At 70.9% G+C, this 18,577-nt stretch carries 23 protein-coding genes; 1 reads left to right on the top strand and 22 read right to left on the bottom strand.

All coding sequences use genetic code 11. The features are described from left to right. The first annotated feature begins 20 nt into the window (after window positions 1–20). Entirely contained in the window at window positions 21–515 is a 495-nt protein-coding gene (locus G569_RS50715; protein WP_053226829.1) for an SRPBCC family protein, read from the top strand. Here the strand turns inward: G569_RS50715 and G569_RS58665 are convergent. The 22 genes from G569_RS58665 to rpoZ form a co-directional block, all read right to left on the bottom strand. After that, window positions 455–901, bottom strand: a complete 447-nt coding sequence (locus tag G569_RS58665) for a plastocyanin/azurin family copper-binding protein (protein WP_053226830.1) — start codon at window positions 899–901, stop codon at window positions 455–457. The genes G569_RS50715 and G569_RS58665 overlap by 61 nt on opposite strands. A 31-nt stretch (window positions 902–932) precedes the next feature. After that, a complete protein-coding gene (locus tag G569_RS58670; RefSeq protein WP_028065097.1) occupies window positions 933–1,637 on the bottom strand; it encodes an anti-sigma factor family protein in 705 nt (234 codons plus the stop codon). Continuing rightward, window positions 1,634–2,179 carry a sigma-70 family RNA polymerase sigma factor gene (locus G569_RS0122570; protein WP_053226831.1) on the bottom strand — a complete coding sequence of 182 codons (546 nt, stop codon included), beginning with the start codon at window positions 2,177–2,179 and terminating at the stop codon, window positions 1,634–1,636. The genes G569_RS58670 and G569_RS0122570 overlap by 4 nt, the downstream gene beginning before the upstream one ends. A gap of 146 nt (window positions 2,180–2,325) precedes the next feature. After that, a complete protein-coding gene (locus G569_RS50730; protein ID WP_053226832.1) occupies window positions 2,326–2,727 on the bottom strand; it encodes a DsbA family protein in 402 nt (133 codons plus the stop codon). A 68-nt stretch (window positions 2,728–2,795) separates the two neighbouring features. Further along, complete coding sequence (locus tag G569_RS0122580; RefSeq protein WP_028065099.1) at window positions 2,796–3,245, bottom strand: redoxin domain-containing protein; 450 nt, start codon at window positions 3,243–3,245, stop codon at window positions 2,796–2,798. Between the two features lie 5 nt (window positions 3,246–3,250). Beyond that, complete coding sequence (gene rpsO / locus G569_RS0122585; protein WP_028065100.1) at window positions 3,251–3,520, bottom strand: 30S ribosomal protein S15; 270 nt, start codon at window positions 3,518–3,520, stop codon at window positions 3,251–3,253. Next, a complete protein-coding gene (locus G569_RS50735; RefSeq protein ID WP_053226833.1) occupies window positions 3,517–4,404 on the bottom strand; it encodes a GGDEF domain-containing response regulator in 888 nt (295 codons plus the stop codon). The genes rpsO and G569_RS50735 overlap by 4 nt, the downstream gene beginning before the upstream one ends. Before the next feature lie 54 nt (window positions 4,405–4,458). Beyond that, complete coding sequence (locus G569_RS0122595; protein WP_028065101.1) at window positions 4,459–5,337, bottom strand: bifunctional riboflavin kinase/FAD synthetase; 879 nt, start codon at window positions 5,335–5,337, stop codon at window positions 4,459–4,461. Beyond that, a complete protein-coding gene (gene truB / locus G569_RS0122600) occupies window positions 5,338–6,129 on the bottom strand; it encodes a tRNA pseudouridine(55) synthase TruB (protein WP_028065102.1) in 792 nt (263 codons plus the stop codon). A gap of 42 nt (window positions 6,130–6,171) precedes the next feature. Then, window positions 6,172–7,170: a DHH family phosphoesterase gene (locus tag G569_RS0122605; RefSeq protein ID WP_028065103.1), complete on the bottom strand. Its 999-nt coding sequence runs from the start codon at window positions 7,168–7,170 to the stop codon at window positions 6,172–6,174. After that, window positions 7,167–7,499, bottom strand: coding sequence for a 30S ribosome-binding factor RbfA (gene rbfA / locus G569_RS0122610; protein WP_053226863.1), 333 nt, complete (start codon window positions 7,497–7,499; stop codon window positions 7,167–7,169). Before rbfA ends, G569_RS0122605 begins: the two co-directional genes overlap by 4 nt. Window positions 7,500–7,510: 11 nt before the next feature. Next, window positions 7,511–7,828: a DUF503 domain-containing protein gene (locus tag G569_RS0122615; RefSeq protein ID WP_053226834.1), complete on the bottom strand. Its 318-nt coding sequence runs from the start codon at window positions 7,826–7,828 to the stop codon at window positions 7,511–7,513. Next, complete coding sequence (infB, locus tag G569_RS0122620; protein WP_028065106.1) at window positions 7,828–10,185, bottom strand: translation initiation factor IF-2; 2,358 nt, start codon at window positions 10,183–10,185, stop codon at window positions 7,828–7,830. The genes G569_RS0122615 and infB overlap by 1 nt, the downstream gene beginning before the upstream one ends. Then, window positions 10,158–10,445, bottom strand: a complete 288-nt coding sequence (locus G569_RS66445; RefSeq protein WP_084285396.1) for a YlxR family protein — start codon at window positions 10,443–10,445, stop codon at window positions 10,158–10,160. Before G569_RS66445 ends, infB begins: the two co-directional genes overlap by 28 nt. After that, window positions 10,429–11,703 carry a transcription termination factor NusA gene (gene nusA, locus G569_RS0122625; RefSeq protein ID WP_028065107.1) on the bottom strand — a complete coding sequence of 425 codons (1,275 nt, stop codon included), beginning with the start codon at window positions 11,701–11,703 and terminating at the stop codon, window positions 10,429–10,431. The genes G569_RS66445 and nusA overlap by 17 nt, the downstream gene beginning before the upstream one ends. A gap of 5 nt (window positions 11,704–11,708) precedes the next feature. Further along, window positions 11,709–12,122: a ribosome maturation factor RimP gene (rimP, locus tag G569_RS0122630; RefSeq protein WP_037498420.1), complete on the bottom strand. Its 414-nt coding sequence runs from the start codon at window positions 12,120–12,122 to the stop codon at window positions 11,709–11,711. A 117-nt stretch (window positions 12,123–12,239) separates the two neighbouring features. Further along, window positions 12,240–12,566, bottom strand: coding sequence for a tetratricopeptide repeat protein (locus G569_RS0122635; protein ID WP_245602537.1), 327 nt, complete (start codon window positions 12,564–12,566; stop codon window positions 12,240–12,242). 55 nt (window positions 12,567–12,621) lie between these two features. Beyond that, a complete protein-coding gene (locus G569_RS0122640) occupies window positions 12,622–14,898 on the bottom strand; it encodes a transglutaminase TgpA family protein (protein ID WP_028065110.1) in 2,277 nt (758 codons plus the stop codon). Window positions 14,899–14,992: 94 nt separating this feature from the next. Further along, window positions 14,993–16,093 (bottom strand): DUF58 domain-containing protein, encoded by a 1,101-nt coding sequence (locus G569_RS0122645; RefSeq protein WP_028065111.1) that lies wholly within the window; start codon window positions 16,091–16,093, stop codon window positions 14,993–14,995. A gap of 7 nt (window positions 16,094–16,100) precedes the next feature. Next, window positions 16,101–17,075: an AAA family ATPase gene (locus G569_RS0122650; RefSeq protein ID WP_037498423.1), complete on the bottom strand. Its 975-nt coding sequence runs from the start codon at window positions 17,073–17,075 to the stop codon at window positions 16,101–16,103. Next, window positions 17,076–18,332, bottom strand: a complete 1,257-nt coding sequence (gene coaBC, locus G569_RS0122655; RefSeq protein ID WP_028065113.1) for a bifunctional phosphopantothenoylcysteine decarboxylase/phosphopantothenate--cysteine ligase CoaBC — start codon at window positions 18,330–18,332, stop codon at window positions 17,076–17,078. A 12-nt stretch (window positions 18,333–18,344) separates the two neighbouring features. After that, entirely contained in the window at window positions 18,345–18,572 is a 228-nt protein-coding gene (rpoZ, locus tag G569_RS0122660) for a DNA-directed RNA polymerase subunit omega (protein ID WP_028065114.1), read from the bottom strand. Window positions 18,573–18,577: the final 5 nt, after the last annotated feature.

An 18,577-nucleotide genomic window follows, 5' to 3' on the forward strand; every position in this document is an offset into this window, starting at 1 on the left:
GCCTGGCCCGTACCCCGTGGGTGTTCGGCCATCACGTCCTGACCCGCGAGCAGCGCCTGCCCGGCACGCCCGAGGACGTGTTCGGGTTCTTCGCCGACGCGGGCAACCTCCAGGCGATCACGCCGCCCTGGCTGTCGTTTCACGTCGTCACGCCGCGGCCGATCGAGATGCGCGTCGGCACGTTGATCGAGTACCGGCTGAGACTGCACCGGCTCCCGATCAGCTGGCTGACGCGCATCGAGGAGTGGCTGCCGGGCGAGCGTTTCGTCGACGCGCAGCTGCAGGGGCCGTACAAGCTCTGGCACCACACCCACGAGTTCGAGGCGGACGGAGCGGCGCACACGCTGATGCGCGACACCGTCCGCTACGCGCTGCCCTTCGCGCCCCTGAGCGAGATCGCACACCGCGCGTTCGTCGCGCGCGACCTCGCCCGCATCTTCGACTACCGGCGGGACTACTTGACCGTCAGCTTGCCCTCCATGCCGGCGGCCCGGTGGCCGTCGACGGGGCAATAGAACTCGTAGACCCCGGGCTTGAGGTCGACGGTCAACGGCGCGGCGTCCTTCCCGGTCACCGTCTCGGTCGTCTTCTCCTCGATGCCGTTGCCCTCGATCGCGACCGCGTGCGGGAGCTGTGACGGGTTCGAGAAGTCGATCTCCACCGTGCCGGCCTTGGTCGTCAGCGACGACTCGGTGAACTTCAGAGCGCCGCCGGGGTCCGCCTTGATCGCGAGCTTGGTCGCCGACCCGGACGCCGGGGCCTCGGTCGCGGCCTCGGTCGGCGTCTCGGTGGCCGTCTCCGTCGCTTCGGGAGTCGACGTCGAGCTACTGCTGTTGTCGCTCCCGCCGCAGCCGGCGAGAGCGAGTGCGGCCGTGGCCGCGCATACGACAAACCATCTCATAGCAGGGGATACGCGCCCCCAGTGCGCAGGTTCAGGACAACTTGGCCGTGAGAATGTCCGACGGCACGACCTCACCGTTGGGCTTGTGCTCGCGACGCACGAGTCGAATCTGATCGTACTGGCCCTTCTTCACGGCTGTGGTGAGAATCACGTACGCGTTGCCCTTGGCGTCGACGCGGAACGTGCCGGCCCCGGCGCTCCACCCGGGCGCGTCGCAGAAGACCTCGTAGGTGTCGCCGGTCGGGAGGTTGTTGACCCACAGGCGCACGACCGTGCCGGACTGGGTCGTCCGCAGCCCGGCGCGCGCGTTGGCGTTGGCGGGCGCGTCGCCGACCTTCTCGAACACGACCCGGTACTGGGAGCCGGGCCGCCCGGCGTTCTTCTGGAAGTTCAGGGGGACGACGAGGACCGCGATCGCGACCGCGGCGCCCGCCAGCGCACTGCTGAGACCTAACGCGAGCCGGGGCCGCCAGCGGCGCCGCCGCGACGGGCGCTCGGGGCGCTCGCGTGCGAAGCGGTCCAGGAGCCGCTCCTCGATCGCCGGTGGAAGCGGCTCGTCCTCGGTGGCGCCTGTGACGACCGCCAGGTCGAGCAGGCCCGGGATCCCGGCCAGCTCGGAGTGGGCGGCCGCGCACTCCTGGCAACCGGCCAGGTGCTCGCGCACGCGCTTCTCGGTGTCCGCGTCCAGCGCGCCCAGGACGAACGCGCCGATGTCCTCGTGGACGTGCTGCGTCATGCCCGCACCCCCATCTCCTCCAAGACCAGCCGCAGCGAACGCAGCGCGTACCACGTGCGGCTCTTGACCGTCCCCTCGGGGAGCCCGAGCCGCTCGGAGATCTCGCGCACCGACAGTCCTTGGACATGGGCGAGGCGGATCACCTGGCGATGCTCGGGCGTGAGCTTCTCCAGTGCGCTCGCGACCTGCCACCCCAGCATCGCTCGCTCGATCGAGAGTCCTTCAGGGTCCTGCTCGTCGCGCGGCTCGTGCAGTGCCAGCGCGGGGCGCACGGCAGCTCGCCGGCGCGTGTCGATGATCGCGTGCCGCGCGATCTGATACAGCCAGGTCCGCACGCTGCCGCGTGTCGGGTCGTAGGCCTCGGCGTGCCTCCAGGCGCGTGTGAACACCTCTTGCACGACTTCCTCGGCGGTCCCCCGATCGCCGAGCGCGTTGAGCGCGAAGCCGTACAACTCGCCCGCGTAGGAGCGATACAGCGCGCGCAGCGCTTCGCCGGTGGCATCCGACGAGATCTTGGCGAGGAGTTGCGCGTCAGTGGGCATCTACCGCGTGGTAATACGCGCCGGTCCGCTTCCCGGTTCGATCCGGGAACTCTAGGGGTTCGTTGACGAATGGTCGGTCCGACCGATGTGGCGCGAGACGCCGCGGATGCGCCGCGGCGGGCGCACCGGTATTCGTCAACGGGCCCCTAAGCGTCCAGCAACGAGCGGCCAGGAAACATCCGGCCATCGGAGAACGCGGTCGGCGTCGTCACCACACCGGCGCGCACGCCGCCGCGGAAATCTGCCTTCACCCGCGCCAGGACGGCGTCCGAGCGGCGGTCGGCGTCGAAGCGGTCGACGTCGAGCCCGAGCCGCTCCGCCCGCGCCCACAGGTGCGGATCCTCGAGCCGGCCCTGGTCGGCGAACAGCGCGTCGTGCATCTCCCAGAAGGCGCCCTGCAGCGCGGCGGCCTCGGCCGCGCAGGCGGCGGCGAGCGCGCGCGGGTGCGCGGACTTGACCGGGAAGTGGCGGAAGCAGACCTCGTAGACGTCCAGGCGCGCCTCGAACGCGGCGCAGAACGGGCACTCGTAGTCGCCGTACACGATCACCAGGGGACCGGTCCCGCGAACATGGTCCTCGGGCCCGACCGGCGGCAGCGGGGCGGAGCTGAGGTCGCTCAGAGCGCGTCGAAGATCAGGTTGGCGCCCGGGAGAACGCCGGGGTTCTCGGCCTGGTGGCTCCAGGTCACGACGCCGTCGGGACCGACGATGACCAGCGCGCGCTCCGGGAAGCCGCCCGGGTGCAGGACGCCGAACGCCTTACACGTGGCGCCCTTGGGCTCGAAGTCCGAGAGTTGCTCGATGTCGACGCCGAGCTGCGCCTTGAAGGCGGCCTGGGAGTACGTCGCGTCGCAGGAGACGCCGTACAGCGTCGCGCCCTTGGCGGCGAAGTCCTCGAGCACCTCGTTGTAGAGCGAGAGCTGGTCCGTGCAGACCGGCGAGAACGCGAAGGGGTAGAAGACGAGGACCGTCGTGCGCCCGAGCAGCTGCTCGCGCGTGAAGTCCTCGCCGTCCGAAGTCTTGAGCGTGAAGTCGGGCGCGGAGTCGCCCGCTCCGACGATCGGCATGGCGCTTAGCGCCGCAGACCTAGTTCGCGGATGAGGCTGCGGTAGCCCTCGAGGTCGTTCTTCTGCAGGTAGTTCAGAAAACGACGGCGGCGACCGACGAGCATCAGAAGGCCCCGGCGCGAGTGGTGATCATGCTTGTGCTCGCGAAGGTGCTCGGTGAGGTGGTTGATGCGATGCGTGAGCAGCGCAACCTGGACCTCGGTCTTGCCCGTGTCGTTCTCGTCGCGGCCGAATCGCGAGATGATCTCGCGCTTTTCCTCTGCAGTCATGGTCATGTGCGGCCGTGCAGGGTAGCAGCCATGACACGGTCACGTCCGGCTGACTTCGCCGCGTACAGCGCCTCGTCGGCGCGGTGGAGCAGGTCCTCGGGCGCTTCGCCGTCCCAGGTGGCCACGCCGATGCTCACCGTGACCGGTACCGGCGTCGCCGCGCCGGCGAGCTCGGCACGCAGCTTTTCGGCCACGTGCTGCGCCGCTTGGGCGTTCGTGTCGGGCAGCAGCACGAGGAACTCCTCCCCGCCGAGGCGTCCGAGCTGGTCCTCCGCGCGCAGGTGGGTGCCCATCGCGTGCGCCGCCGCCACCAGCACCGCGTCGCCGGTCTTGTGGCCGTGGCCGTCGTTGATGCGCTTGAAGTGATCGAGGTCGCAGATCGCGATCGAGAGCGGGTGCCCGTGACGGCGCGCGGCGGAGACCATTCCGTTGAGGTGGGTCAGGATCGCGCGCCGGTTCGACAGCCCGGTGAGCCCGTCCTCGCGCAGCAGCGCCTCCAGACGGGCGCCCTGGGCGACCAGCTCCTGTTGGAGCGCCTTGGTACGTGCCGCCGCCTCCACGCGGGTCAGGACCTCGCCGTCGGACACCGGCTCGACCAGATAGTCCTGCACGCCGCTGCGCATCCCCTCGAGCGCCCGCGCGGGCTCCAGGCCCGGACGCTCGATCATCACGATCGCGATGCCGAACGCGACCGGGTCGCTCTTGATCGCCGGCACCAGGTCGCCGCAGCACTCGACGTGGATCAGGGCGACGTCCGGCGCGCTGACGCGAACGTGCTCGAGCGCCTCGTCCGGCGTGTCGGCCTCGAGCACTTCGTGGCCGGCGCCACGGAGGACGCGCGCGATCCGCCGGCGCTTCGGCGTCAAGGCATGGGCCAGCAGAACGCGCATCTCCGACTCGATACCCGTTGACCGCCGTCCGAACCTCGGACGATCGTCCAATGGTCAGACGATCTGACGAATGTCCTCGACGTCGCGGTGCATCTGCTCGACCAGGGTCTCGACGGACTCGAAGCGCTTCTCGCCGCGGATGCGGTCGATGAAGTCGAGCCGCAGCTCCTTGCCGTAGAGGTCGCCGTCGAAGTCGAGGATGAACGCTTCGACGAGCAGGCCGCGGCCGGTGACGAACGTCGGCCGCACGCCGACGGAGACGGCCGCGGTCCACTCCCCCACGCCCGGGACCGCGGCGCGGCAGGCGTAGATGCCGTGGTCGGGAACCGCAAGCGCCGGGTTCGGGACGAGGTTCGCCGTCGGGAAGCCGAGCGTGCGGCCGCGCTTGTCGCCGTGGGCGACGATGCCGCGCATCCCGAACGGGGCGCCGAGCAGGCGGGCGGCGTCGGCGACCGCGCCGGTGGCGATCAGGCCGCGGATGTGGGTCGAGGAGACGATCTCGCCGTCGATCTCGACCAGCTCGACCACCCGCGTCGTGAACGCGTCCTGGGCCTGCAGCAACGCCGCGTCGCCCTTGGCCTTGTTGCCGAAGCGGAAGTTCTCGCCGACCGAGACCTGGGTCGCGCCGAGCCGCGCGACGAGCTCGGCGTCGATGAACTCCTGCGCGGTCTGGGCGGCGCGGGCGCCGTCGAACGGGACGACGATCAGCTCGTCGACGCCCAGCGCGGCGATCAGGTCGGTCTTCTGCTCGAGCGTGGTGAGGAGCTTCGGCGCGGCCTGCGGGGCGACCACGGTGCGCGGGTGCGGCTCGAAGGTCAGCACGGCGTCCGAGCCGCGGATGACCTCGCGGTGGCCGGCGTGCACGCCGTCGAACTCGCCGACGGCCAGCTTGCGCGGCCGCGGGGTCGCATCGGGGAGCCAAACGGTCTTCATCTAGCCGCGGAAGCCTACGACGGGCTTGAGCGTGGCGCCGCCGCGGGGCTCGGCGAGGGCGATCAGGCCGTCCGCGTCGCGCAGCCGGACATAGCCCGTGGCGCGGCCCGGGACGGTCACGCCGTGCGCCGCTTTGCGGGCGGATTCCGGGTCCAGGTCGACCGCCGGGAGGAAGTCGAGCGCGTCGTCGAGGCCGATGAGCCGCTCCTCATCGGCGTCGGCGACGTCGAAGCCGCCGATGTGGGTGCGGCGCAGCTCGACGCAGTACGCGTCGTGCAGGTCGGCGATCAGCGAGCGCACGTACGTGCCGCTCGAGCAGACGATCTCGAACCCCGCGCGGCCGTGCTCGCGCCACAGCAGCTCGAACTTCGTCACCTCGACCTCACGTTCGGGCACCTCGACATCCTGCCCGGCCCGGGCGAGGGCGTAGGCGCGCTTTCCCCCGATCTTCACCGCGCTGTAGGCGGGCGGGCGCTGCGTGATCCGCCCCGTCGGCAGGACGAGCTCCTCAGGCGGCATGACCCCGGGCGCGATCTCGCCCTCGGTGTCGCCCGTGGTCGACGTGAACCCCAGCCGCGCGACGGTCTCGTAGCGCTTGGGCAGCTCCATCATGAACCGCTGGATGCGGGTCCCCCGCCCCACGCCGATGATCAGCAGGCCCGTCGCGAACGGGTCGAGCGTCCCGGCGTGCCCGACCTTGACGCCCTTGCCGAGCCGCCGCCGGATCTGCGCGACGACGTCATGCGACGTCACGCCGGCCGGCTTGTCGACGAGCAGGATGCCGTCGGTCATGCCGCTGCGCGGGAGTGCGAGCCGCCAGGCGAGTGTCGCAGATCAGACAAGTTGCTCGGCTACCTGCTCGCGCAGGAACTTCACCAGCTCGTCGAACTCCAGCTCGGTGGAGAGCCCCGCGGCGCGACGGTGGCCGCCGCCGCCCAGCGCTCGCGCGATCACCGACACGTCGATGCGGTCATCGGTCGCTCGCAGCGAGACCTTGCGTACGGGCTCGCCGCTGAGCGGTTCCCGCACCAGCGCAGCGACCGCCGTGCCCTCGACCGAGCGCAGGTGGTCGACGACGCCCTCGGAGTAGCTCTCGTCGGCGCCCGCCGAGCGGTAGTCCTCGCGCGTCAGGAGCGTCACGGTGATCAGGCCGCCGTCGAAGCGCTCGACGTTGGAGAGGCCGCGCGCCAGCAGCTCGAGCTTGCCCTGCGGGATGCCCTCGTAGAGGTGCCGGTAGACGGCGTGCGCGTCGATCCCCGCAGCGAGCAGTTCCGCGGCCATCACGTGCGCCCGCGGGCCGGTGTTCTCGTACATGAAGCGGCCGGTGTCGGTGACCAGGCCGACGTACAGCGCGTCGCCGATCGGCTCGGTGATCTCCACGCCGAGGTCGTGCATCAGGTCCCACACCATCTCGGCCGTGCACGAGGCGTGCGAGTCGACGTGATTGATCGTCCCGAAGCGCGTGTTGTCGTGGTGGTGGTCGATGTTGAGGAGCAGCCGGCCCGGCTCGTCCTTGAGCGCCTCGGCCGACGTGCGGTCGATGTTGCCGCAGTCGAGGAAGATCAGCGTGCGCTGGTCGAGGTCGGCGGGCGGCTCGGTCGTCAGACCTTCGAGCTGGATGAACCGGTACTCGTAGGGCAGCGGGAACTCGTGCGCCGGCATGTAGGTCACGGAGTCCTTGCCGAGCGCCATCAGCACCAGCTGCATCGCGGCCAGCGAGCCGACGGCGTCGCCGTCCGGGCGCTCGTGCGTGGTCAGGCAGAACCGCTCGTGCTCGCGGATGACCCGCAGGGCCTCTACTCGGGAGGAAGATGCGCCGTTGGCGCCGCTCATTCCGACGGCTCTTCTTGTTCCAGCAGTTCCGTGATGCGCATGCCGCGCTCCGGAGTCTCGTCATAGACGAACTGCAACTGCGGCGTGTGCTTCATGCGCAACTCGCTCCCCACCCGGCGTTGGAGGAAGCCGTGGGCGTTGTCGAGCGCCTGGAGCGAACGGCGTCGCTCCCCGGGGTTGCCGAACACCGACACGTAAACACGCGCATGGCGGAGATCCGGCGATGTCTCGACAGCGGTCACGGTGACGAATCCGACCCTTGGGTCCTTCAACTCTGTGGTGATCGCGCCTGACAAGACCTCCCTCATGGCCTCGTTCACCCGGCGCATCCGATCCGAGGTCATCCTAGTGACTCCAGATCAGTCCAGGATGCAAGCCGGTATTCAATCCTCACTCCTTGAGGAAAACGATTGTCGAGTGCGCGTTGGATGGTGTCCACGGTGTCGTGAGCGATTGACGCCGAGCGGGCCGCGATGGCGACCGCGAGGGTCGAGCGCTGCCATGAGTCCTGGTGGCCGACCTCGGCCACGGACGCGTGAAGGCGCTCCCTGAGGAACGCCTTCACTCGATTCAATTCGGCTCGCTTGCCCTTCAACGAGCCGGCCTCCGGGAAGAACAGATGAACGCGCATGAGCGCGACGAACGCGGGTTCGTCCACTAGCTCAGCGTACGTTCAACCTGCCTCGTCTCGTAGACCTCCATCGTGTCGCCCTGCTCCACGTTGGCGTAGTTGGCGAGCACGACGCCGCACTCGAAGCCCGCGACCACTTCGCGGACGTCGTCGTTGAAGCGTCGCAGCGAGCCGATCTCGCCGTCGTGGACGACGGCGCCGTCGCGGATCAGGCGGACCTTGGCGCCGCGCGTGACCTTGCCGTCGGTGACCATGCAGCCGGCGATCGTGCCGACCTTCGAGGCGCGGAAGATCTCGCGCACCTCGATGTTGCCGACGACGTCCTCGACGGTCTCCGGCGCCAGCAGGCCCTGCATGGCGTCGCGCAGCTCGTCGATCGCGCGGTAGATGACGGAGTAGGAGCGGATCTCCACGCCTTCGCGATCCGCGAGCGCGCGGGCGTCGCCCACCGGGCGCACGTTGAAGCCCATGACGATCGCGTCCGAGGCCGCCGCCAGGTTGATGTCGGACTCGGTGATGCCGCCCACGCCGGCCAGCACGATCGAGACCAGGATCTCCTCCTGCGGCAGCTTGGCGATCTCGTCCTCGAACGCCTCCAGCGAGCCGGACACGTCCGCCTTGAGCACGAGGGCGAGTTCCTTGGTGTCCCCACCTTGGTTGAACAGGTCCTTGAGCTGGAACTTCAGGCCGCCGCGGCGGGCCTGCTGCTCGAGCTTGAGCCGCGTCGCGCGCTCGCCGGCCAGGGAACGGGCCTTGCGGTCGTTCTCGACCACGCGGGCGAACTCGCCCGCCTCGGGCACGGAGTCGAATCCGAGCACCTCGACCGGCTCGGACGGCCCGGCCGTCTTGACCCGCTTGCCCGTGTAGTCGGACATCGCCCGCACACGGCCCCAGTGGGCGCCCGCGACCAGCGCGTCGCCGATCTTCAGCGTGCCGCGCTGCACGAGCACGGTGACCACCGCACCGCGGCCCGGATCGAGCTTGGACTCGATCACCGTGCCCGACGCCTCGGCGTCCGGGTTGGCGGTCAGCTCCTCGATCTCGGCCGTCAGCTGAAGGCCCTCGAGCAGATCGTCGAGCCCCTGCTTGGTCTTTGCCGAGACGTCGACGAACATCGTGTCGCCGCCCCACTCCTCGGGCTGGAGCCCGAGCTGGGTCATCTCGGTGCGCACGCGATCGGGCTGCGCGCCCTCCTTGTCGACCTTGTTGACGGCGACGACGATCGGCACGTCGGCGGCCTTCGCGTGATCGACCGCCTCACGGGTCTGCGGACGCACGCCGTCGTCAGCGGCGACGACGATGACCGCGATGTCCGTCGCCTGCGCGCCACGGGCACGCATGGCGGTGAACGCCTCGTGGCCCGGGGTGTCCAGGAAGGTGATGATCCGCCCGTCGTCCTGGTGGACCTGATAGGCGCCGATGTGCTGCGTGATGCCGCCCGCCTCGCCCGCGGCGACGTCGGTCTGCCGGATCGCGTCCAGCAGCGACGTCTTGCCGTGGTCGACGTGACCCATGATCGTGATCACCGGCGAACGCGGCTCGAGGTCTTCCTCGGCGTCGACGATCGCGGGCTGTGCCTCGGCGTCCTCGGCCGCGGAGACGATCTCGATCTCCTTGTCGAACTCGGAGGCCAGGAGCGTGATCGCGTCGTCGGTCAGCGTCTGCGTGAGCGTCGCCATCTCGCCGAGGCCCATCAGCTTCTTGATGATCTCCGGCACGGCGACGCCGAGGTACTCGGCGACGTCCTTGACCGTCGAGCCCGAGCGGATCCGGATGACGTCCAGCTTCAGGGACGCGACGTCCTGCGCGACGGGCTCCTCGTAGGTGCCACGCCGGCGCCGGCCGCCACGCCGCCTCGGCGGACGGTTCGGACCGCCGCCGGGACCGCCACCAGGGCCGCCGCCGGTGCCGCCGCCCGGACCGCCACCGGGACCCTGCCGGCGCGAGGCCTGCGAGTCGATGACGACACGGCGGACGCCGCCGGCCGAGCCCGGAGCGCGCTCACCCTGCAGCGAGGAGCGCGTGGGACGCCGGCTGCCCGGACCGCCGCCGGCGCCGTTGCCCGCCTCGGGCTTGGGCTTCGGCTTGGCCTTGGGCTTCGGGGGAGTCTTGGGTGCGAGGTTCTCCGCGCGCGGGGCGCGTGCGGTCCCATGGCCGAACCCGGCGCGCTGCTGAAGGACCGGCGCAGCCGGTTTCTTCGCGGCGCCGTTGCTCGCGATTGCCTTGGGCTTGGGCTTACCGGTCAACGCGGCGTCGGCGAGCTTCTCGTCCACGGCGGTTGCGGCGGCCTTGACCTGGAGGCCCGCGGCGTTCAGCCGCTTGATGACCTCAGAGGTCGGCATGTCGTACTGCTTGGCTAGCTCGTGGACGCGCTTCTTGGCCATGTTTTTGTTAAGTCTACGGTTTCCTGTGAGAGGGTTACGGGGGCTCTGAAGGCACGGTTGAAGGCGCGACGAGCCGCCGCAGCTTCAAAGCACTCAGAGGCCGGATGAAGCCAGGCGCCTCGGCCGGGCAGGCAGGCACGCGGATCCGGCACCGCGCAACCCTTCACGTTAGCGAAGCGGACGAGAAGCGCCCTCGGCGCCACCCGTCCGCAGCCAATGCAACGCCGCTGGGGCTGACCCGCCCTAGGCGCCGACGCGATCCGTGTCCTTGTTGGCCAGCGCCTGGTGGGCGTCCAGGCCGCAGTAGCGCGAGCCCGGCAGCGCCGCGTTCGGGCACCGGCGGCCGTTGCCGAGGATCGCGGCGCAGCGGCCGCCCGTCTCCTCCTCCTCGCCGTAGCCGGAGTCCTGCTCCTCCTTGGCGAACTCCGTTTCGGAGCGGATGTCGACGCGCCAGCCGGTCAGACGCGCGGCGAGCCGCGCGTTCTGGCCCTCGCGACCGATCGCCAGGCTGAGCTGGTCGTCGGGCACGATCACCGTGGCCTGCTTGTTGGTGTCGTCGACGAGCACCTCACGCACGCGGGCGGGGCTCAGGGCCTTCGCCACGAAGCGGGCGGGCTCGTCGTTGTAGGGGATGATGTCGATCTTCTCGCCGCGCAGCTCGGACACGACCATGCGCACGCGGCTGCCGCGCGGGCCGACGCACGCGCCGACGGGGTCGACCCCGTCCGCGTGGCTGACCACGGCGATCTTCGAGCGGTAGCCGGGCTCGCGGGCGACGCCGGTGATCTCCACCAGGCCGTCGGCGATCTCGGGCACCTCGAGCTCGAACAGCTTCTTGATCAGCTCCGGGTCGCGGCGCGAGACGATGATGCTCGGCCCGCGCGTGGAGGACGAGACCTCCTTGATCACGGCCTTGATGCGCTGCGAGTGGTCGTAGCGCTCGCCGTCGACCTGCTCGGACTTGGGCAGCAGCGCCTCCACCCGCTCGCGCAGCTGCACGAGCGTGTAGCGGGAGTCCGACTGCTGGACGATGCCGGTGATCAGCTCGCCGACGCGGTCGCGGTACTCCTCGAACATCATGTCGCGCTCGGCCTCGCGGATCCGCTGCAGGATCACCTGCTTGGCGGTCTGCGCGGCGATCCGCCCGAAGTCGTGCGGCGTGACGTCGCGGATCTCGATCTGGTCCTCGAAGTCGCTGAGCCGGCTCGGGTCGATGTCCGGGGCCTCCGGGATGATGACCTCGCCGGTCTCCGGGTCCACGCGGCGCTCGAGCGCACCGGTCGCCTGCTCCTCGGCCTCGTCGAGCAGTTGGTCCTCGAGCTCCTCGGGCAGGAGGAACTCCTCGACGATGAAGTCGCCTGAGTCGCGGTCCATGCGCACGCGGGCGTACCGGGCGGCGCCCGGCTGCTTCTTGTACGCGGACAGGAGCGCGTCTTCGAGCGCGCCCATCAGCTTCTCCTCGGAGATGCCCTTCTCGCGCCCGAGAGTCTTGACTGCTTCGACGATCTCTGCGGACATGTTCCTCAGTCTCCCACGAGGTTCGAACGATGGATGTCGGCGTAGGCGATCGAGACGACGCCGGTGTCGGCGGCCACGGTGACCGCGTCGTCGGTGGCGTTCAGGAGCTCGCCGGTGAAGGACTTGCGGCCTTCGTGTGCCCCGCGGGTGCGAACCTTGGCGCGGCGGCCGACGTAGCGGCGGAAGTGCTCGGGCTTGGAGAGCGGGCGCTCGATCCCCGGTGAGGAGACCTCCAGCGCGTACTGCTCTCGCACCTCGGGGAGGTGATGGGTCACGCGCTCGCAGAGGTCGAGGGTGACGCCCTGTGGGTGATCGATGAAGAGGCGGACGAGATCGCCCCCGACGACCTCGGCGAGCAAGACCTCGACTTCGGGCTCCACCTCAGCTAGGCGGGCCTCGATGTCGGCCTGGATCGTCATTGTCACCTCCTCTATTCAACAAAAAAGCGGGCTCTTCGCCCGCTTCCCAAAGTTGGCCTTCCGGCCGCGAAAAGCTATGTGTGGAGAGTAGCAGCGCTCGACGGATGTCGTACGCGGTCAGGCTGCCTTCCGTGCACGGTCGCGATAGATCCGATAGTCACGACGCTTGGGATTCATGTTCGCCGCGAGCGTGAGCGGCTTCCGCGCCTCCGCGACGCGGCCCAGCATCATCAGCGCGCGGCCGAGGCAGAACAGCGCGTAGTCGTTGGTGGGCGCCCGCTCGACGACCGCCTCGAACTCGACGCGCGCCTCCTCGAAGCCCCCTGAGCGGAAGTACGCCCGCCCGAGCGCTTCGCGGATCGACGTCTTGTCGGGCTCTAAGTCCCGGGCCTTCGTGAGCGGTACGACGGCTGCGTGAAAGTCTCCGTCCTCCAGCAGCGCCATCCCGCGCTGATAGAGGTCGTAGCAATCGTCCATCGAACGGATTGTAGGCCTGTGCCTACCTCGGCGGGAGGGCCCACCAGGCCCGGATTCGACCCAAAATGCCGCCGCCGCGTCCGAGCTCGGACCGCAGCCCACGGCGCTGCGCGCGGGTCGGGTGGCCCGGCTGGTCGCGGTAGCGGTTCTCGCGCAGTGCGCGCACGTACCCGGCCGCGGCGGGCGTGTTGGCGAAGCGCAGCTCGAGCGCGTGCAAGGTCGTGCCCGGGGCCGGCTCGCGGCGCGTGCGCTTGAGCGCCCGCTCGAGCTCATTGAGCGCCGGCGGGGCGCCGCGGCGCCAGCGGCGCAGGGCGAGGAAGACGAAGCCGAAGAACGCGGCCGCCCCCAGGACGATCGCCGGGATCCGCCACCACGGCGCCGGCTCGACGGACGCGGTCGTGCCCGCGCCGCGCTCGGAGACCGGGTCGCCGCCGAAGCTGCCCGTGCCGCCACCGGCGAGGTTGAGCGAGGCGCGGTTGGTGTCGTTGGGCGTGCCGCGGGCGGGCGAGTCGGCCGGGGTCGGGTCGAAGGTCAGCCAGCCCCAGTGCGGGTAGTAGGCCTCGACCCACGCGTGGGCGTCGAAGTCGCGGACCACGTACTCCCCCGTCTTGAGGTCGGTCGCGCCGGTGCTGAACCCGCTCACCACTCGCGCGGGGATGCCGCCCATGCGCAGCAGCAGCGCCATCGCGCCCGAGTACTGCTGGCAGTAGCCGATCTTGGAGCCGAAGAGGAAGCCGTCGAGCGTCGCGGACTCCTTCGGCGGGACCTCCGAGTACTGGAAGCTGTCCTGCGCGAAGTAGGCGAGCACCTTCTGGACGTAGTCGTCCGGCGTCTTGGCGCCGTCGGCGAGCTCCTGCGAGAGCTCGTAGATGCGGGTGAGGCCGGCGCGGGCGATCGCCTCGTCCGGCGTCCCGACGCGCGCGCCGCCCATGTGGATCTCCGGGTCGTCGACGCCGAAGAACGGGAACGTCAGCCGCACGCCGCCGGGCGCCCCCGGCAGGTTCGTGTCGATCCCGAGGTAGTTGGCGAGCTCGGGCGAGTAGTCGGTGCCCGCGCGGCGGCGCTGCGCCTCGGTCGGCTTGGGCGTGTAGACCGTCGCCGTGTACGCGTCGCCGCGCCGCAGCGTGCGCGACGGCACGTAGAGACCGTCCGACGTCGGCACCGTGATCAGGCGCGGGATCTCGATCCCGGTCGCGTAGCCCGCGGTGATGAACTGGTCGGAGCGCAGGTTGCGGAAGGAGACCTTGATCTGCTGCGTCCAGCGGCGGATCCCCAGCGCGTTGTCGGTCGGCAGCTCCGAGACGCCGAACGGCACCTGCGAGCGCTCCCACGTCTGGCCGTTGAACTCGTCGAGGTTCTCGGCCTTCCAGTAGGCGGGGGTCTTGGCTCTGACGCGGATCAGCTCGCGGCCGTCGCGGGGCCAGTTGAGCCCGGTGTAGTCCTGGACGCCCCAGGTGAACGAGGTCGACTTCGACGTCGAGGTCTCCGACGCCCAGGTCTCGTAGTCGAACCACGGCTGGTCGCGGTTGAGCAGCGGCGCGGCGCCGAGCGCGAGCAGCGTCGCGATCCCGGCCAGCGCGAACGCCGCCGGCGAATCCAGCCGTCGCAGCTTCTCCAGCCGCAGGAAGGCGACCATCAGCAGCGTGAACACCGCGCCGCGCAGGAACTCGACGGTGAAGTCGAGCGCGACGACCGGCACCACGTAGAGCACGACCAGCAGCAGCAGCGCCGGGAGCGGGAAGCCGAGCTTCGCCCGCCGCGGCCAGAACGCGAGCAGCGCGGCGGCCAGGACGAGCGCCGAGCCGCCGAGCGGGATCACGGTCCGCACCCAGTCGTCGAGGCCGCGGTAGGGCACGCGCACACCCGGCAGGTCGGAGACGCCGCGCGAGATGCCGGCCGCGAGCTCGCTCCACCCGCTCGGCACGACGAGCTCGTCCGCGACCCGCCCGGCCATCAGCATCAGCGCCGTCAGCGGGATGATCGCGACGACCGCGGCGAGCGTGCGCTTGCGGCCTTCGAGCCGGCCGGCGCCGAGCATCGCCGCGACCGCGAGGATCCCGACGAACAGCACCGTCCACCCGCGCCCGGGCTCGGACGGCTCGAGCATCGACATCCAGTGCAGCGCGCCCCACCCGGCGAGGGCGACGAAGGCGATCGCCCGCGCGATCGCGACCGGCAGCAGCGTCGCGCCCGTCGCCGCCCGGATCGCGGGCTTGCTCGGCGCGGACAGGTGCGTCGTGGAGACGTCGTCGTCCGTGTGCGGCCGCGTCGGCGGGGGCGGCGAGAGCGTCGCGCTCACGAGCGCGCTCCAGCGGCGTGTGGGCGCGCGGTCGTCGCGCGCGAGCGTCGAGTTTCTCGCGCAGGGATCGCGGAAGTCGACACTCGCGTGCGGGTCACGCCGCGCCCTCCAGGGCGGCGACGGCGGCGGCGCCCGAGTGGCGGCCGGCGGCGTAGCCGTGGCAACCGGCGACCTCGAGGATCGGGCGGCGGCCTGGGACGTCGCCCGGGACGACGATCACGCACCCGCCCGGGGTGCGGCCGAGGCCGCGCGGGGCGCGGTCGACGGGGCGGGCGGCGACGTAGAGCACCAGGCCGCGGCGGTTCTGGGCGGCGGCGAGCGACGGGCCGGCGCGGTCGTCCATCAGCGCCATCCGCACGTGCAGGGCGGGCCAGGCGAGCAGGTCGTGCTCGATCACGGCGGCGCGGCGGTCGCCCGGCAGCAGCAGCGAGCAGCCGGTCTTGCGGGCGAAGTGCACGGCCAGCGAGCAGGCGGCGCGCACCGCCGCGTCCAGCGCCTCGGGCGACGACGCCGCGCGCGGGTCCATCACGACCAGCGGGCGCGAGTCGGCCTCGGAGATCAGCTTGCGCTCCATCAGGCCGGCGCCGCGTGCGAACGACTGCCAGTGGATGCGCGAGGCGGGCGAGCCCTCACGCCACGGGCGCAGGCCGTCGATCTCGGTCTCGGCCGCGGCGAGCAGCGACGCGCGGGCGTGCGCGGGGGTCGCGTCTCCCCCGCCCGCGGTCAGGTTGACCGGGTAGAGCTTCGGGAGCACGAGGATCTCGTCGGTCGACGGGCCCGCGATCACGCGCTGGGCGAGCCCGAACGGGTCGCGCAGGACGAGCGCGGGCGGCGGGAGCCGGCGGCGCCCGCGGCGCCCGAACGTGACCTCGATCCGCACCCGCGCCGAGCGCCGCCCGGCCGGCAGGCGCACGGGCTCGGGCAGGAGCGGCTCGTCGATCCAGCCGGGCGGCAGCGGGATCCGCCCCGCCTTCGCGCTCAACTTGACCTGCAGCGGCTGATCCTCGACGACCGAGCGGACGCTGATCTCGCGCCCGAGCTTCGCCCCCACGCCGCCCAGCCCGATCCACAGCCCCGCACCCGCCCCGAGCAGCAGCAGCGCCGCGCCGGTGACGTAGAGCGGTTCAGCGTCGAATGTCCCGGCGACGACCAGCAGCAGCACCCCGAGCGCCGCGCACCCGATCGCGCTGCGCACTAGTGCCTCACAGCGCCCGGACGGACGCGATCGCGTCGCGGACGATCTCCGACCGCTGCACGCCCGCGGCCTCGGGGGCGAGCATCAGGCGGTGCGAGAGGACCGCGTCGGCGAGGGCCTGGACGTCGTCGGGCAGCGCGTGGTCGCGGCCGTGCACGAGCGCGCGGGCCTTGGCGGCGCGCAGCAGCATCAGGCCCGCTCGCGGGGACGCGCCGAGCTCGACGCGGTCGTCCTCGCGGGTGCGGCGCAGCAGCGCGACGATGTAGTCGCGCAGGGCGCGCGACGCGTGGACGCGGTGGGCGGTCTCGACCGCCTCGACGATCTCGGCGCGGTCGGCGACCGCCTCGAGCTCGAGCACCTTGTCGCGCGACTCGTGGCCGAGCAGCATGCCGGCCTCGGCGTTGGCGTCCGGGTAGCCGAGCGAGAGCCGGACCATGAAGCGGTCGACCTGCGCCTCGGGCAGCGGGTAGGTGCCCTCGTACTCGACGGGGTTCTGGGTCGCGAAGACCAGGAACGGGCGGGCGAGCTCGTGCGAGGTCGCGTCCACGGTGACGTGGCGCTCCTGCATGCACTCGAGCAGGCCGGACTGGGTCTTCGGCGACGCGCGGTTGACCTCGTCGACGATCACCACGTTGGCGAAGATCGGCCCCGGGCGGAACTCGAAGCGGCCCTCGCGCTGGTTGTAGATCTGGGAGCCGACGATGTCGGCCGGCAGCAGGTCGGCGGTGCACTGCACGCGGGCGAACGCGCAGTCGATCGAGCGCGACAGGGCGCGCGCGAGCGCGGTCTTGCCGACGCCCGGATAGTCCTCGACGAGGATGTGCCCCTCGGCGAGCAGCGACACGGTGACGTGCTCGAGCACCTCGTCTTTGACCTCGACGGCGCGGCGGATGTTCTCAGTGACGCGCCGGGCGACCGAGACCGCCGTGTCGATCTCGGCTTGCGCGAGCCGCTCCGGGACGGCCTCCTCCAAGGGTTCCATTCAGCGTCGAACCTTTATGTCGTTTGATGAACGGCGGCTCAAGACGGCATCGAGGATCGCCGCCGCGATCCGGCCCTTGGACGCCTTGGGAACGTGCCGCTCCTGGTCGGCGGTGACGATCCAGACTTCGTTATCGGTGGACTCGAAGCCGATTCCGGCTCCGCCGATGTCATTAACGACGATCGCGTCGAGTTTCTTACGCGCGAGTTTCCCGCGCCCGTAGGCCAGCGCGCCCTCGCCGTGCTCGGCGGCGAAGCCGACGAGCAGCTGGCCGGGGCGACGACGGTCCGCGAGCGACGAGAGCACGTCGGTGGTACGTACGAGCGAGAGGTTCAGTTCCCCGCCCGCCTGGTCCTTCTTGATCTTGCCCGCGCGCGCATCCGCGGGACGGTAGTCGGCGACGGCCGCCGCCATCAACAGCACGTCGCATTCGGCGAAGCGCTCAGCGCATGCATCGGCGAGCTCGGCGGCGGTGCCCACGTCGATGTATTCGATTCCCGGCGCGCGCGGGATCGACACGTTGGCCGCGATCACGGTGACCTTCGCGCCGCGCCGCTGCGCCTCTTCGGCCAGCGCGAACCCCATCCGCCCCGACGAGCGATTGCCGACGAAACGGACCGAGTCGATCGGCTCGCGCGTTCCACCGGCGGTCACGAGCACGTTCGCACCATCGAGTTCGCCACCCACCGCCAGCGCGCCCTCGACCGCCGCGAGCAGCTCCGGCGGCTCGGGCAGCCGCCCGATGCCGAACTCCCCCGGCGAGCCGAGCGGACCGACCCCCGGGGCGAGCACCGTCACCCCGCGTGAGCGCAGCGTCTCGAGGTTGGCTTGGGTGGCGGCGTGCTCGTACATCGCGTTGTTCATGGCCGGAGCGACCAGCAGCGGTCGTCGGCACGCCAACGCGGCGGCCGTCAGCAGATTGTCCGCGTTGCCGTGCGCGAGCTTGGCAATGGTTTGAGCCGTCGCCGGGGCGATCAGATACAGATCGGCGCGCTCGATCAGCGCGAGGTGCGAGAGCGGGGCATGCTCGGGCAGCGGGTCACCGGGGAAGACGCCGCGCAGCGGGTCGGACTCCCACTCGGTGAGCAGCACGGGCGCGCCGGTGATCCCGGCGAAGGAGGCCTGGCCGACGAAGCGCGTGGAGGCCTCGGTCTGCACCACGCGCACGCTGTGGCCCGCCTTCAGCGCGAGGCGGGTGAACTCGAGCGACTTGTAGGCCGCGATGCCGCCGCACACACCGAGCAGGATGCGCGCCACGGCTGCGTCGCCTTAGCGGTAGCGGTACGCCACTTTGCCCGTGGCGACTTCCTCGAGAGCGATCGTGAGGTAGTTCTTCGAAGCCGTGTCGACCATCGGCGGCGGGAACTCCTCGAAGGTGCCCTCACCGAGGTTGTGGTAGTACGAGTTGATCTGACGCGCGCGCTTGGCGGCGACGATCACGCTCGCATAGGGTGAGTCGACATGCTCGAGCAGGCGGTCTACGCGGGGAGAAATCACGCGCT

The sequence above is a fragment of the Solirubrobacter soli DSM 22325 genome (assembly GCF_000423665.1).
In the GTDB taxonomy this organism is placed as follows: domain Bacteria; phylum Actinomycetota; class Thermoleophilia; order Solirubrobacterales; family Solirubrobacteraceae; genus Solirubrobacter; species Solirubrobacter soli.

Coding starts and splice junctions, on each gene's coding strand:
- G569_RS58665 (WP_053226830.1), bottom strand. CDS start 901: ATGAGATGGTTTGTCGTATGCGCGGCCACGGCCGCACTCGCTCTCGCC.
- G569_RS58670 (WP_028065097.1), bottom strand. CDS start 1,637: ATGACGCAGCACGTCCACGAGGACATCGGCGCGTTCGTCCTGGGCGCG.
- G569_RS0122570 (WP_053226831.1), bottom strand. CDS start 2,179: ATGCCCACTGACGCGCAACTCCTCGCCAAGATCTCGTCGGATGCCACC.
- G569_RS0122580 (WP_028065099.1), bottom strand. CDS start 3,245: ATGCCGATCGTCGGAGCGGGCGACTCCGCGCCCGACTTCACGCTCAAG.
- rpsO (WP_028065100.1), bottom strand. CDS start 3,520: ATGACCATGACTGCAGAGGAAAAGCGCGAGATCATCTCGCGATTCGGC.
- G569_RS50735 (WP_053226833.1), bottom strand. CDS start 4,404: ATGCGCGTTCTGCTGGCCCATGCCTTGACGCCGAAGCGCCGGCGGATC.
- G569_RS0122595 (WP_028065101.1), bottom strand. CDS start 5,337: ATGAAGACCGTTTGGCTCCCCGATGCGACCCCGCGGCCGCGCAAGCTG.
- truB (WP_028065102.1), bottom strand. CDS start 6,129: ATGACCGACGGCATCCTGCTCGTCGACAAGCCGGCCGGCGTGACGTCG.
- G569_RS0122605 (WP_028065103.1), bottom strand. CDS start 7,170: ATGAGCGGCGCCAACGGCGCATCTTCCTCCCGAGTAGAGGCCCTGCGG.
- rbfA (WP_053226863.1), bottom strand. CDS start 7,499: ATGCGCCGGGTGAACGAGGCCATGAGGGAGGTCTTGTCAGGCGCGATC.
- infB (WP_028065106.1), bottom strand. CDS start 10,185: ATGGCCAAGAAGCGCGTCCACGAGCTAGCCAAGCAGTACGACATGCCG.
- nusA (WP_028065107.1), bottom strand. CDS start 11,703: ATGTCCGCAGAGATCGTCGAAGCAGTCAAGACTCTCGGGCGCGAGAAG.
- rimP (WP_037498420.1), bottom strand. CDS start 12,122: ATGACGATCCAGGCCGACATCGAGGCCCGCCTAGCTGAGGTGGAGCCC.
- G569_RS0122635 (WP_245602537.1), bottom strand. CDS start 12,566: ATGGCGCTGCTGGAGGACGGAGACTTTCACGCAGCCGTCGTACCGCTC.
- G569_RS0122650 (WP_037498423.1), bottom strand. CDS start 17,075: ATGGAACCCTTGGAGGAGGCCGTCCCGGAGCGGCTCGCGCAAGCCGAG.